At 73.3% G+C, this 12,312-nt stretch carries 14 protein-coding genes and 1 pseudogene; 8 read left to right on the top strand and 7 right to left on the bottom strand.

The features are described from left to right. Positions 1-2: 2 nt before the first annotated feature. The 4 genes and pseudogenes from mbhE to ACZ52J_RS24870 all read right to left on the bottom strand — a co-directional run. Positions 3-491 (bottom strand): annotated as a pseudogene (gene mbhE, locus ACZ52J_RS24855) (hydrogen gas-evolving membrane-bound hydrogenase subunit E); the annotation flags it as partial. After that, positions 488-763: a Na(+)/H(+) antiporter subunit B gene (locus ACZ52J_RS24860; protein ID WP_360500183.1), complete on the bottom strand. Its 276-nt coding sequence runs from the start codon at positions 761-763 to the stop codon at positions 488-490. The pseudogene mbhE and the gene ACZ52J_RS24860, both read right to left, overlap by 4 nt. Further along, positions 760-1,056, bottom strand: a complete 297-nt coding sequence (locus tag ACZ52J_RS24865) for a cation:proton antiporter (protein ID WP_360500186.1) — start codon at positions 1,054-1,056, stop codon at positions 760-762. The genes ACZ52J_RS24860 and ACZ52J_RS24865 overlap by 4 nt, the downstream gene beginning before the upstream one ends. After that, on the bottom strand, positions 1,053-1,346 hold the full coding sequence (locus ACZ52J_RS24870; RefSeq protein WP_465621807.1) for an MrpF/PhaF family protein: 294 nt from the start codon (positions 1,344-1,346) through the stop codon (positions 1,053-1,055). Before ACZ52J_RS24870 ends, ACZ52J_RS24865 begins: the two co-directional genes overlap by 4 nt. Positions 1,347-1,608: 262 nt before the next feature. On the opposite strand from ACZ52J_RS24870, the gene ACZ52J_RS24875 reads away from it, so the two are divergent. Next, on the top strand, positions 1,609-1,869 hold the full coding sequence (locus ACZ52J_RS24875; RefSeq protein WP_465621809.1) for a SpoIIE family protein phosphatase: 261 nt from the start codon (positions 1,609-1,611) through the stop codon (positions 1,867-1,869). A gap of 208 nt (positions 1,870-2,077) precedes the next feature. After that, a complete protein-coding gene (locus ACZ52J_RS24880) occupies positions 2,078-3,421 on the top strand; it encodes a GH1 family beta-glucosidase (protein ID WP_465621811.1) in 1,344 nt (447 codons plus the stop codon). Positions 3,422-3,973: 552 nt separating this feature from the next. Here ACZ52J_RS24880 and ACZ52J_RS24885 read toward each other — a convergent pair. Then, the gene (locus ACZ52J_RS24885; RefSeq protein WP_465621813.1) at positions 3,974-4,630 is read right to left on the bottom strand and encodes an MFS transporter; all 657 of its coding nucleotides are present in this window, start codon (positions 4,628-4,630) and stop codon (positions 3,974-3,976) included. A 97-nt stretch (positions 4,631-4,727) separates the two neighbouring features. On the opposite strand from ACZ52J_RS24885, the gene ACZ52J_RS24890 reads away from it, so the two are divergent. Together ACZ52J_RS24890 and ACZ52J_RS24895 are read left to right on the top strand one after the other, a co-directional pair. Beyond that, on the top strand, positions 4,728-5,192 hold the full coding sequence (locus tag ACZ52J_RS24890; protein ID WP_465621815.1) for a hypothetical protein: 465 nt from the start codon (positions 4,728-4,730) through the stop codon (positions 5,190-5,192). Positions 5,193-5,581: 389 nt separating this feature from the next. Then, complete coding sequence (locus tag ACZ52J_RS24895) at positions 5,582-6,502, top strand: ATP-grasp domain-containing protein (RefSeq protein WP_465621817.1); 921 nt, start codon at positions 5,582-5,584, stop codon at positions 6,500-6,502. Positions 6,503-6,538: 36 nt separating this feature from the next. Here the strand turns inward: ACZ52J_RS24895 and ACZ52J_RS24900 are convergent, their stop codons facing one another. Continuing rightward, positions 6,539-7,873, bottom strand: coding sequence for an NAD(P)/FAD-dependent oxidoreductase (locus ACZ52J_RS24900; RefSeq protein ID WP_465621819.1), 1,335 nt, complete (start codon positions 7,871-7,873; stop codon positions 6,539-6,541). Between the two features lie 315 nt (positions 7,874-8,188). Between ACZ52J_RS24900 and ACZ52J_RS24905 the strand changes: the two genes are divergently transcribed. Then, positions 8,189-9,715 (top strand): hypothetical protein, encoded by a 1,527-nt coding sequence (locus tag ACZ52J_RS24905; protein WP_465621821.1) that lies wholly within the window; start codon positions 8,189-8,191, stop codon positions 9,713-9,715. A gap of 43 nt (positions 9,716-9,758) precedes the next feature. On the opposite strand, the gene ACZ52J_RS24910 is transcribed toward ACZ52J_RS24905, so the two are convergent. After that, on the bottom strand, positions 9,759-10,109 hold the full coding sequence (locus ACZ52J_RS24910; RefSeq protein WP_465621823.1) for a hypothetical protein: 351 nt from the start codon (positions 10,107-10,109) through the stop codon (positions 9,759-9,761). 79 nt (positions 10,110-10,188) lie between these two features. On the opposite strand from ACZ52J_RS24910, the gene ACZ52J_RS24915 reads away from it, so the two are divergent. The 3 genes from ACZ52J_RS24915 (at position 10,189) to ACZ52J_RS24925 (ending at position 12,299) form a co-directional block, all read left to right on the top strand. Then, positions 10,189-10,785 (top strand): helix-turn-helix domain-containing protein, encoded by a 597-nt coding sequence (locus tag ACZ52J_RS24915; protein WP_360500253.1) that lies wholly within the window; start codon positions 10,189-10,191, stop codon positions 10,783-10,785. A gap of 63 nt (positions 10,786-10,848) precedes the next feature. Further along, on the top strand, positions 10,849-11,820 hold the full coding sequence (gene lepB / locus ACZ52J_RS24920; RefSeq protein ID WP_465621825.1) for a signal peptidase I: 972 nt from the start codon (positions 10,849-10,851) through the stop codon (positions 11,818-11,820). A gap of 254 nt (positions 11,821-12,074) precedes the next feature. Next, positions 12,075-12,299 (top strand): hypothetical protein, encoded by a 225-nt coding sequence (locus ACZ52J_RS24925; protein WP_360500259.1) that lies wholly within the window; start codon positions 12,075-12,077, stop codon positions 12,297-12,299. Positions 12,300-12,312 lie beyond the last annotated feature (13 nt).

Raw genomic sequence — 12,312 nt, forward strand, 5'->3', positions numbered from 1 at the left:
GTCAGCGGGCGGACCCGCTGGAGGACGCGGTAGTCGGCGGCCACGTAGGCCAGGTGCAGGGCGGTGGCGAGCACGACGCCGCCCTGGAAGCCGCCGCCGGGCGACAGCTGGCCGTGCGCGATGACGTACACGCCGACCACGAGGGTGACCGGCAGCAGGACGGCGCCGAACAGCCGGGTGGTGGGCAGCACCCGCTCGGGCACGGGCTGTTTCTCGCGTTCGTCGCGGGCCCGCCGGAGCAGCAGGGTGGCGCCGAGGACGGTGGTGAAGAGGATCGACTCCTCGCCGAGGGTGTCGAACGCGCGGAGGTCGAAGTTCACCGAGGACACCACGTTGGCGGTGCGGTTGGCGAGCGCGGCGGCGACGGCCCGGTCGCCGTAGGGGTGTGCTTCGGAGCCGAACCGGGGCAGGCCGGTGCAGGCGGCGATGAAGAACGCGGCGATCACCGCTGCGGCGGCCAGGAACAGCACGAGCCGGACGCGGGCCGTCACCCTCCGCTCTCCTCGCCGTCACGGCGGTCGTCTGCCGTGGGGCGGTTGACCTTGCGGACCGTGAGGAGGATCAGCAGCGGCGTCAGGGCGGTGCCCACGGCCAGCTGCGACAGCGCCACGTCGGGGGCCTGAAGCACCGCGAACAGTACCGAAAGCCCCAGTCCCAGGACGGCCAGGACGACGGCCTGACGGGCCGGATCCCGGCACAGCACCGCCACCGTCGCCGCGGCGGCGACGAACACGACCGCCACACCGATCAGCCACTCGTTCACGTCTCGCCCTTCCCTTCCGAATGCCAGGTGGCCTTGCCGAGCGCGATCGTGGTCACCGTCCCGCCCGCCGCGAACAGCAGACCGATCAGCAGCGTCTTCACCGCCCCGCGCCCGGCACCCTGGTCGAGAGCCACCGCTGCCGCGATCAGCGGCACCCCAGCACACGTGGCCGGGGCGAGCGCGTGCAGCCGCAGGAAGGTGCCCTTGAGGACGGCCAGTGCCACCACGGACAGCAGCACGAATCCGACTCCTGTCCACAGCAGGATCAGGACCAGGACGTGACCGGTTGTCATACGCCCCCGCCCTCGGACTCGTTGCCGCCGGGCGCCCGGCCCTGGCCCGTGACGAAGCGGGTGAAGACGAGGGTGCCGGCCGGGGAGAGAACCGCGAGGACCAGTGCGAGGTCCTGGTAGGAGGAGCGTTGGTAGGCCTGCGGCAACAGCAGGAACACACCCCCGACCACGGTCGACAGCAGGCACATCCCGGCCAGTCGATGCACCGCGCTGCCTCGCGCCGCCACCCACAGGCACACCGGCACCGCTGCCACCAGCAGGACGAGGGCAGCTGCGGCCCAGGCGTTCATGACGCCCTCGCCGCACCGTCGGTGACGACGCGCTCCACGGGGCCCGGCGTTGTGCCGAGCGCGTGTACCAGCACCTCGTCCGGCTCGCCGATCTCCAGGACGCACGTGTCCTCTCGCACCGCACCGCCCACAGCTGCCCCTCCCGTCCCCAGCCGACTGGTCTTGAGTCATCGTCATTCTTCGGAGTCGCACCAGCCGACAGCCGCCCGGCCACCAGGGTGGCCACCGTGCTGGCGCCGACCCAGTACTCGCGCCGCCGGGGATGGTCGGCGGCGAACACGACGGCGCGGGCGGCGACTTCGAGCTCGGGTCCGGCGACACCCTCCTGCTGTACACCGACGGCCTCATCGAGCGGCGGGACTGCTCCGTGGAGGACTCGCTCGCCAACCTCCTCAGCCTTACGCAGAGCAACCGCGCTTCCGACGGCCCGGACGACCTGGAACACAGGCTCGACCACCTGCTGCGGTACACCGACGCGGACACCGACGACGACACCTGCCTCATCGGCGTGCGGGTCGGCTGACCCGCCACACCGTGGCCCAGCCGCCGCGCCACACCGAGGCAGTCCGGTCACGCTCGACCTCCGTGTACCGGGCGATCGAGCAGCCGAGTCGTCGTGGACCAGGGCGGGACCGGGTGTGCGCGTCTTTGGGCTCGGCTGATGGTCCTCTGGTGTTCCGGCGCGGCGTCGGTAACATGAGGAATCCTCACATTACCGCCAGGAGGCTGCCATGCCGGATCGCTTCGACCTGCCGGCGGGGTTCCGCTGGGGTGCCGCCACCGCCGCCTACCAGATCGAGGGGGCGGTGGACGAGGACGGCCGCGGCCCGTCCGTGTGGGACACCTTCACCGCGCGCCCGGGCGCCGTCCGCGACGGGCACACCGGCGAGGTCGCGTGCGACCACTACCACCGGTACCCCGAGGACATCGCCCTGATGAGGGGCCTCGGGCTGGACGGCTACCGCTTCTCCATCGCCTGGCCCCGCGTCCTGCCCACCGGCGCCGGCAAGGTCAATGAGGCCGGACTCGCCTTCTACGACCGCCTGGTCGACGCCCTGCTCGAGGCCGGCATCGCCCCGCTGCCCACCCTCTTCCACTGGGACCTTCCCCAGGCGCTCGAGGACACCGGCGGCTGGCTCAACCGCGACACCGCCTACCGCTTCGCCGAGTATGCGGCCGTCGTCACCGACCGCCTGGGCGACCGCGTTCCCACCTGGATCACGCTCAACGAGCCCTTTGTCCACACGGTCTTCGGCTACGCGCTGGGCACCCACGCCCCCGGCCGCACCCTGATGTTCGAGGCGCTCCCGGCCGCTCACCACCAGCTCCTCGCCCACGGCCTGGCCGCGTCCCTGCTCCACGATCGCGGCCTGGAGGTGATGCTCTCCAACAACCTCACCCCGGTGGAGACGGCCTCCGACTCCGCCGAAGACGCGGCCGCCGCCAAGGCCTACGACGCCCTGCACAACCGCCTGTTCACCGACCCCGTCCTCCTCGGCCACTACCCTGACCTCTCCGCCCTCGGCGTGCCCGAGGACATCTTCGGCGCCGTCCGCCCCGGCGACCTGGACCTCGTCCACGCCCCCGGTCTCGACGGCCTCGGCCTCAACTTCTACAACCCCACCCGCGTCGCCGCCCCCACCGAACCCGGGCTGCCCTTCAACCTCGTCGACATTCCCGACGCTCCCCACACCGCCTTCGGCTGGCCCGTCGTCCCCGTCGCCCTCACCCGACTCCTCCTCGGCCTCCGCGATACCTACGGCAAGGCCCTCCCGCCCGTCACCATCACCGAGAACGGCTGCTCCGTCACCGAGGAGACCGTCCCCGACCAGCCCCGCATCGACTTCATGTCCGCCCACCTCGACGCCCTCGCCCAGGCCGCCGCCGAAGGAGTCGACGTCCGCGGCTACTACACCTGGTCCCTCCTCGACAACTTCGAATGGGCGGAGGGGCTGTTCCGTCAGAGGTTCGGTCTGGTCCACGTCGACTTCGCGACGCAGCGGCGCACGCCGAAGGCCTCGTACGCCTGGTACCGAGACCTGATCGCTGCCCACCGGGCGCGGAGTGCAATGTAGAGCTCGGTAACTTCTTTGCGATATCGGCGAGTTGGGAAAGCTCGTGACTGGTGGTTACGGTCCTCCTGTCATGACAGCCTGTTCGACGGGCCGAAGCCCGCCTCATGCGGTCACCTGCTCCAGCGCGACTCCGGGTGCTCGCACTCCTTGAAGAAGCTGCCCATGCCGCGGGTGAGGCCTGTGGTCGCCATGTGGTCGGAACCTCCGGGGGGCCGTTCGTCGCCTACTCGGCGCGGTTCCTGATCGAGGCGCGGAAGCCGGGAGCCCCGGCGTAAAGGGCGCAGTAGCGTTACGTCGATATGACAAGTACGCTGCGTGTCGCTGGTTGAACACCATGCGGGCCTGGCCGCCGCTCCGTGGGGGGAGTCACGTCCAGGCCCGGCCGCCGGCCAGGTCCCGGTTGGGCTCGTGGGGGAGCTTCAGCCGGGCCCGCCGGTGGGTGAGGGTGTTATGCCCGGTCGAACAGTGGTTCAGTCATGACATGCCGTCAGTATTTCGGCGGCGCCTGGGGTGTTGTCGCTCCGCCCGCGGGGGCGGGGTCGGCCGCGGGCCTCAGCGCTGCGCCGCCGGGCCGGAGTTGGCGGCGTCCCGGCCCGCCGGTTCGGCCTGCTCCGTCGCTTTGGTCCGGTCCGAAGGTTCGGTCGGCGCCGAGGTCGTGAGCGTTCGTTCGGTGAGCGCGAGGGTCGGCCTCAGCACCAGCACGGCGGCGCAGGCCGCGGTGACCGCCGCCATCACGATCAGCGGCGTCCGGTAGTCGAACCGGTCGATGAGGACCGTGCCGGCGGCGAGCGACAGTGACTGCGGGACCAGCACCAGCATCGTGCACGTGGCGTTGACACGGCCCTGGAGCCGGGACGGCGTGTGGAGCTGCGCCGCGGACGACAGCACCACCATGGTCCAGGTGAGCGCGACCCCGTCCGCGACCTCGCCCGCGACGACGAACGCCAGGTGCGGCACGCAGTAGGCGAGCGCCGCCAGCGTGAACGCGAAGGTCCCGAGGCCGGCGGTGCGCGCCATGCCGACCCGCCGGATCAGTGCGGAGACCGTGAGGCCGCCGATCGCCGTGCCGACGCCCTGGACGGCGTTGAGCGTGCCGAGCGCCGAGGGCGGCCGGCCCAGCCCCTCGTCCACGACCGCGAACATGACGGTGTGGCTCAGGCCGATGACGCAGAACGCGCAGGCCGCGGCGTAGCCGATCTGGGCCAGCACCGGTGTGGCGCTGATGTGCCGGATGCCCGCGAGGGCGCTGCGGAGGAAGGGCTCGTGGGACGGCTCCGGTCCGAGCGACTCCTCGAGGAGACAACACGTGGACTGGGAACGCCTGAGCGAGCGCCCCGGGCTGGATCCCTACCTCCAGGAGCCGGCGCTCTTCCTGGACGCCCACTTCGCCCGCACCTTCGGGCTGCTCTGGCCCGAGAACGACCCCCTCGTCCCCCGGGGCGCGGGCGGGCCGCCGGACACGGCACTGGCCGGGTACGTCGCCGCGGGCCTCACCGCCCTGCTGGGCTGGAAGGTCGAGCACGCCACCGGTGCCCGCCTGCCCAACGGCCACGTCCTGGTGATCCAGTCCGCCGGATCGAGCCGCTGGACGCTCCGGTCCCCGGGTGGCCCCGCCGCCGAAGTCCCCACCCTGAGCGGCGAGGCCCTGTACCTCCCGCCCGGCTACCGGGCCGGCGCCGTTCACAGTGACGACGCGAGGCACGTCATCCTCGTGGTCACCGATCCCGGGGAGGAGTCGCCGGCGCCGCCTCCTGCCGCGCCGGCGGCCTGAGCCCCGCAGGACCGAGTGCCGCGCGGTAGCGTTACGTGGATATGGCATGTACGCTGCGTGTCGCTGGTTGAACACCATGCGGGCCTGGCCGCCACTCCGTGGGGGGAGTCACGTCCAGGCCCGGTCGCCGGCCAAGGGCCCGGTTGCGCTTCGTGGGGGAGCTTCAGCCGGGCCCATCGGTGGGCTATCGATGGTATGCCCAGCCCGATGGTGTTTCAGTCATGACAAGCGGTCAGGGTCGGCCCGTCTTCGAATGTTTGAGCGCGGGGCCCGGTCGGCTGGTTCACGGAAGCCCGCCTCCGCGAGTACCCGGTTTCGGCCATGGCGTTCGGCGGGTGGCCTGGGAGGCTGTCTTGTGGCCGGCGGGCGGTGGCCGCTTCCATGGCCGGATGGACCGACCTGATCTCGTTCTCCTGACCGATCACAGCTCGACCGAAGGCAGTCGGGAGGTGCTTGCCGCCGCCGCACGGGCGTTGACCGGGCGGGAGCCCGTGCACGTGGACGCCCGGCCGTTCATGGACGGTGGCGGCGGTCGGATCGAGGCCGACGGCGCGGACGGGTTCCGGCTGGTGACGGACGGTCGGGCGGTGGCCGCCGACGCGGTGGTCGTGTACGAGATCCCGCCGCACCGGCGCCGAGCGTTCGAGGACTGCCAGCGGCTGCTGCGCGGCCACGGTGCCCGCTCGCTCGGCACCGACGCCGAGGCGTGGCGGGCCGCCACCGAGAAGGACTCCACCGTCGCGAGCTTCGTCCGGGACGGCGTCCCGCACATGCCCAGCGTCGCGTTCTCCCGGCCGAGCCCGGAGGCCGCCGCCGAGGCCTTCGAGGAACTCGGCGGCGACGTCTGGGCCCGGCCCTGCGTCGGGATGGGCGGCGACGACGTCTTCCATGTCACCACCCATGCCCAACTCGCCGCCGCCGCACGGTACTACGCGCAGACGGGGGCGGAGTGGCTGATCGCCCGCGACGCCCGCAACTTCCTGCCGGACGGCCGGCGCCACCAGTTCCGGGTGGTGGTGCTGCACGGCCGCGTGGTCCGCGCGGTCGAGCACGTGCAGCCGGACCCGGACGCCCCGTGCAACGAGTGCCGTGGCGCCGTGTCCACCCTGCTGGACGACGGTGAACTGCCGGACAAGCTGGCCGAGTTGGCCATCAGCGCGACCGCGTCCCTGGGTCTCGACCTGGCGGGCGTGGACCTCGCGGCCGAGAGCGGCGGCGTGGTCTTCGAGGTCAACGTCCACCCCGCCTTCGGCCGGCGCGCCCTGGAGCAGGTGGCGCTGCCCTACGTCGCCGCGCACCTCGGCGAGTAGCGCCCGCCGCCGGGAGCGGCCCGGCACGGAGCCGGTTCAGCTCCGCAGGACGGCGCCCAGCACCGACGGGCGGAACAGCAGCGACGGCGGCTCCACCAGGGACATCACCTCGTGGAAGGCCGCGGTGACCACCGGGTCGCGGGTGGCGCCGGCCAGCACCTTGTCCAGGAAGCGGTGCTGGAGCTTCAGCAGGGCGCCGGAGGGCGCGCCCGTGGTGGTGGCGAAGCGGGCGTCCTCGGCGCAGGACATCACCCACGGGTTCTTGGACACCGCCGCGATGGCGCGCCGCGCGTCCCGGGCCGCGGCGTGGCCGATGCCGCCCTGCCGTAGCGCGGTGCGGCGCAGCGCCTGGGCGCAGAACAGGGCGACGGTGACGCCCTGGCCGTACACCGGGTTGAAGGTGCTCGCGGCGTCGCCCACCACCACCAGGCCGTCCGGGCAGCTGCGGTCGTAGTGCCGCCGCACGCCCGGGCCGGGGACGAAGCCGCGCACCTCGCCCGCCGGTTCGGCGTCCCGCAGCGCTTCGCGGAGCAGCGGGTCGCGCAGCCCGGCCAGGTGCCGGGTGAACCCCTCCTCGCCGGGTTCGGGTTCGGCGCCGCGCATCCCGGCGAGGCTGACGATCCAGCGGTCGCCCTCGACCGGCAGCAGGACGCCCATCCGCGGCGCGTCCGGGGCCTTGGTCTGCAGGTAGACGGCCTGGCCGCCGAGGTCGACCCCGGCCGGGCGGTGGAAGAGCCGGGAGGTGTACGCGACGCCCGCGTCCACCCGCTCCTCGGGCGCCGGGCGGCAGCCCAGTTCGGTCAGCCACTTCGGCACCGAGGTCGAGCGGCCCGCCGCGTCCACCACCAACTCGGCCGGGAGGTCGCGGACTTCGCCGCGCTCCGGGCCCCGTTCGCGGATCTTCACCCCGGTCACCGTCCCGGCCGACCCGAGCAGGCCGACCACGTCGGTGCCCTCCAGGAGCTCGATCGAGGACTCGGTGCGGACCCGGTCCAGGACGAGCTGGTCCAGCACCGGCCGGGTGCAGGAGAGGAAGGCCATCCGCGCCGGGTACTCGGCCATCCACCCGGCGGAGCTGAGCCACTTGACCTCCGAGGTGGTCACCCGGATCGCGCCCGCGGCCGTCAGCTCCTGCTTGATCCCGGGCATCATCTCCTCCAGCGCCCGGTGCCCGGCCTCCAGTACCAGGTGCGCGTGCCGGCCCTGCGGCACCCCGGCCCGGAACGCCGCCTCCGCCGGGTAGTGGTCCCGCTCCACCACGACGATCCGCTCGGCCTGGCCGCGCAGCGCCCAGGCTGCCGCCAGCCCGGCCAGCCCGCCGCCCATCACCACCGCCGTGCCCCGCCCGGGGGCCCTCTCCGAAGAACTCATGGCACGTAGCGTAGTGGTGCGTGCCGACCTCCGTAACCGCTTCACCTGGACGAACATCCTCGTAGCGGGCGCCTGTTGACACTCCCTGACACCCCCCCCGGGTCGCGGGCGCTAAGGAAGCGTCAAGAACGGTGCCCGGCGGTGTCAAGGAGGCGTCAGGGAGCGCTCTACCCGGGGTGGTGTGGCACTAGCGTCGCGCGGCGGAAGAGAGATCAGTAGCGAGAAGCGGCAGACAGAAACGGTTCTGCGTTCGGGTTCGCCGGTTATGTCCGGGGCACCGGCGGGCCGTGCCACGGGGGAAAGGGACGTGTGGTCATGACGACCTCCACAGAGCACAGGGACGGGGCGGCGGCCACCTCGAAGGAGGAAAGCCCGCCCGAGACGGCGGAACCCGTCCCGCCGGGCGCCCTCGCCCGCCTCGTCCGGGGCGCCCGTACCGTCGGCAGCCGGGCCCACTGGACCACCCCGCGCCTGGTGCGCGGCCTCACCGCGCTGAGCCTGGCCGCCCTGCTCGGCCTCGGGGTGACCGCCACCGCGGTGCTCGCCGGGGCCCGCGACGGGACCGACACCATCGGCCACCGGGCCGCCCCGCAGGCCACCCGCGCCGCCGACCTGTACTTCGCGCTGAGCGACATGGACGCCCAGGCCGCCAACCTGCTGCTGGTCGGCGCCGACCCCGAGTACACGACGCTGCGCACACAGACCCTGGACACCTACGAGCAGCGCCGCGCCCAGGCCGACGACGACCTCCAGCAGGCCGCCCAGGCGGCGACCGACGACCAGGCCGGGCAGCGCGCCGTCCAGCTGGTGCTCGGCCGGCTCGGCAGCTACGAGGCCCTGGTGGCCCGGGCGCAGCTGCTGGAGGAGCAGGCCGGGTCGCCGGCCGGTCAGCCCTCGCCGGCCGCGCTGGAGACCTACCGGCAGGCCACCGACCTGCTGCGCGGGCAGCTGCTGCCCGCCGCCGACCAGGTCACCGTCGCCAACGACGCCGCCGTCGAGCGCGTCTACCAGCAGCAGCGCGACGCGCTGGGCAGCGGCTGGTGGTGGCTGCTCGCCGTCGGCCTGCTCACCCTCGTCGTGCTGCTCGGGCTCCAGCGCGCCCTCGCCGTGCGCTACCGCCGGGTGGTCAATCCGGCGCTGGCCGCCGTCACGCTGCTGACCGGCGCGGTGCTGGTGATCGGGCTGAACCTGGCGGGCCGGGCCGAGGACCACCTGGTGACCGCCAAGAGCAACGCCTACGACTCGGTGATCGCGCTCAGCCGGGCCCGCGCCGTCGCGTACGACATGAACGCCGACGAGAGCCGCTACCTGATCGACCCGACCCGTGCCGTCGCGTACGAGCAGGTCTTCCTCGAGCAGACCCAGGCGATCGCCCGGATCGAGGGCGCCACCCTGGCGGACTACAACGCCCGGCTGGCGGACGCGGCCGAGCGCCACCGCGCCGACCGCGCGGTGGTCCCCTTCGGCGGCTACCTCGGCAGCGAACTGCGCAACGTCACCTTCGCGGGGGAGCAGGACGCCGCCGAGCGCGTGCTGGACACCTTCCGGCAGTACCAGGCGACCGACCGCAGGATCCGCGACCTGCGCACCGCCGGGAAGCTCAAGGAGGCGGTCACGCTCAACACCGGCCTCTCGAAGGGGCAGTCCAACTACGACTTCGAGCAGCTGGGCAACGCGATCGGGGACACCATCGCGATCAACGCCGCCGCGATGGACCGGGCGGTCGCCGAGACCGACGGCGACCTGGACGGCACCACCGCGGCCCTCGCGGCGGGTGTGCTGGCGGTGGCGCTGGGCCTGACCGCGATCGGGGTGCGGCCCCGGCTGCGCGAGTACCGGTAGCCGGAGGCGCGGTCGGCTTCAGCGGAGCCGCTGGTCCTCGGTCTCAGCGGAGCCGCCGGTACTCGGCGTCCGGGTCGAGTTGGCGCCGGTACTCGACGTGCAGCCGGACGGTGCCGTCCGGTCCGGCCAGCCCGGCGAGCGGGCCCCGGCCGGCCGGCAGCGGGCGCGGCCGCGGCCACTGCTGGGCGAGGACGGCGAGCGCGGTGCCGTCGGCGCCGCGCACCACCCAGGTGGCGCGGCCGCCGCCGATCAGTGGCAGCCGGGGCCGGGGGAGCCCGAGGGCGGTGAGGGCCGCCGGGACGTCGAGGCCGTCGGGGAGGGCGGCCGTCGCGGTGTGCGGGGCGTCCACGTCGTCGCCGGCGGCGACGCTGTCCCGGGTGAGGAGGATGCGCATGACGCGAGGTTAGCTCGCGGCGGAGCTCACCCGGGTGCCGGATTGACAAGCCACCTTGCCGTACCGGCAAATGGCAGGCATGGTCGACGAAGACTTCGAGAGCGTCCTCACCACGGTGGGTCCCCGGTTGCGGGCCCTGCGCCGGGAGCGGGGCACCACGCTCGCCAAACTGGCCGCGGCGACGGGCATCTCACTCAGCACCCTGTCCCGGCTGGAGTCCGGGCAGCGCAAGCCGACCCTGGAGCTGCTGCTGCCGCTGGCCCGGGAGTACCGGGTGCCGCTGGACGAACTGGTCGGCGCACCGGCCACCGGCGACCCGCGGATCCATCCGCGCCCGGTGACCAGGAACGGCCAGACGATCATCCCGCTCACCCGTCACCTGGGCGGGATGCACGCGTTCAAGCACATCGTGCCGCCGGGCCGGAACACCGAGCCGGAGCCGGAGTTGAAGGTCCACGAGGGCTACGAGTGGCTGTACGTGCTGTCCGGCCGGCTGCGGCTGGTGCTCGGATCGCGCGACCTGGTGCTGACGGCCGGTGAGGCCGCCGAGTTCGACACCCGCACCCCGCACGCGTTCGGCAACGCGGGCCCGCAGCCGGTGGAGTTCCTGAGCCTGTTCGGCCCGCAGGGCGAGCGGATGCACGTCAGGGCGCGCCCGGGAACCTCTGTTCGGTAGGTTCGTTCCTGACAGGGGGTCTCCGTTGGGGCTCCCGTCAGGCCGTCGGGAGGGGCCGAGAACATGAGTGTGCAGCAGAGCGCGGAGTCCGGCGAGAGCGGCGGAGCCGGGGAGCGCGACGAGGCCGAGGACGGCCGGGCGGCCGGGGGCGGGGGCGGGGGCGTGCGCGCGAGCGCGGGGCCCGGTGCGGGGTCGGGCGCGGGGTCGGGCGCAGGGGAGGATCCGGACAAGGGAGCGAAGCGCCCGCGGAAGAAGCGCCCGTTCTGGCAGGAGCTGCCGATCCTGCTGGTGATCGCCCTGCTGCTCTCGCTCGGCATCAAGACCTTCTTCGTGCAGGCCTTCTCCATCCCGTCCGGGTCGATGGAGCAGACCCTGGCGATCGGTGACCGGGTGCTGGTGGACAAGCTCACCCCGTGGTTCGGCGCGGAGCCGGAGCGCGGGGAGGTGGTGGTCTTCCACGATCCGGGCGCCTGGCTGGAAAGCACGCCGACCACCTCCGGCGACTCCGTCATGGACTCCGCCCGGAAGGCGCTGAGCACCGTCGGCCTGATGCCCTCGGCGGACGAGAAGGACCTGATCAAGCGGGTGATCGGGGTCGGCGGGGACACCATCCAGTGCGAGGCGGGCGGCCCGGTGAAGGTGAACGGCTTCGCGCTGGACGAGCCGTACCTGTTCCCCGGTTCGACGCCCTGCGACGACGACCCGGTCGGCACCATCACCGTGCCCAAGGGCAAGCTCTGGGTGATGGGCGATCACCGCAACAACTCGCGGGACTCCCGCTGGCACCACAACGTGACCGGCGACGGCTTCGTGCCGGTGGGCAACGTGATCGGCCGGGCCTTCGTGGTGGCGTGGCCGCTGTCGAACTGGTCCACCCTGCCCGTGCCGGGCACCTTCGACAAGGTGCCGGCGGGGGCGGCCGGGGCGGCCGGCGCCCCGTTCGAGGCGCCGCCCGCGTCGGCGGCGCTCGCGCTGGCCGGGGTCGTGCCGGTGGCGCTGTGGCGGCGCCGGCGGCCGGTGCGCACGGGCCGCTGAGCTGATCCGCCCACCGGCTCGGCCCGATTCGGCTAGGCCCGTTGGGGATTGGGTCGACCGGCTTCGACGAACCCCTCCCGCCGTTCTCTACACGCCTGTAGAGTCCCGGGGTGTGCTGTGCTGCACCTCCGGCCGCGACGGCCGCCCCGCACCGGGCGGCCGCCGCGGCCGAGGCCGGGTCGGGAGGCGGAGCCGTGATGGAGAGTCAGTGCGGTCCCCGGGGAGCCGAAGAGCCGGCGGACCGGGAGAACCGGGTGGACCGGGTCGACCCGGCGGACCGCGACGTCCAGTGGGTCTACCAGCCGGTCGAGGTGGACCTCGGCGACGGCGTCTGGGCGCTCGGCCGGATCAGCGGCTGGTGGCAGGACACGGCCGGCGGGCGCTGGTGCCGGCTGCGGGTCGGTCGCAGCGGTCGGCCCGCGCGCTGGGAGAGGTTCGACCCGGCGCGGGTGCTGTTGTTACCGGTCGCGGGGCTCTGAACAGCCCGGCCGC

Source organism: Kitasatospora sp. NPDC034035, assembly GCF_055575755.1.

Excerpts from the sequence above, each read along its gene's own strand:
- ACZ52J_RS24865 (WP_360500186.1), bottom strand. The coding sequence starts at position 1,056 with ATGACAACCGGTCACGTCCTGGTCCTGATCCTGCTGTGGACAGGAGTC.
- ACZ52J_RS24870 (WP_465621807.1), bottom strand. The coding sequence starts at position 1,346 with ATGAACGCCTGGGCCGCAGCTGCCCTCGTCCTGCTGGTGGCAGCGGTG.
- ACZ52J_RS24875 (WP_465621809.1), top strand. The coding sequence starts at position 1,609 with ATGGTCGGCGGCGAACACGACGGCGCGGGCGGCGACTTCGAGCTCGGG.
- ACZ52J_RS24880 (WP_465621811.1), top strand. The coding sequence starts at position 2,078 with ATGCCGGATCGCTTCGACCTGCCGGCGGGGTTCCGCTGGGGTGCCGCC.
- ACZ52J_RS24895 (WP_465621817.1), top strand. The coding sequence starts at position 5,582 with ATGGACCGACCTGATCTCGTTCTCCTGACCGATCACAGCTCGACCGAA.
- ACZ52J_RS24900 (WP_465621819.1), bottom strand. The coding sequence starts at position 7,873 with ATGAGTTCTTCGGAGAGGGCCCCCGGGCGGGGCACGGCGGTGGTGATG.
- ACZ52J_RS24905 (WP_465621821.1), top strand. The coding sequence starts at position 8,189 with ATGACGACCTCCACAGAGCACAGGGACGGGGCGGCGGCCACCTCGAAG.
- ACZ52J_RS24910 (WP_465621823.1), bottom strand. The coding sequence starts at position 10,109 with ATGCGCATCCTCCTCACCCGGGACAGCGTCGCCGCCGGCGACGACGTG.
- ACZ52J_RS24915 (WP_360500253.1), top strand. The coding sequence starts at position 10,189 with ATGGTCGACGAAGACTTCGAGAGCGTCCTCACCACGGTGGGTCCCCGG.
- lepB (WP_465621825.1), top strand. The coding sequence starts at position 10,849 with ATGAGTGTGCAGCAGAGCGCGGAGTCCGGCGAGAGCGGCGGAGCCGGG.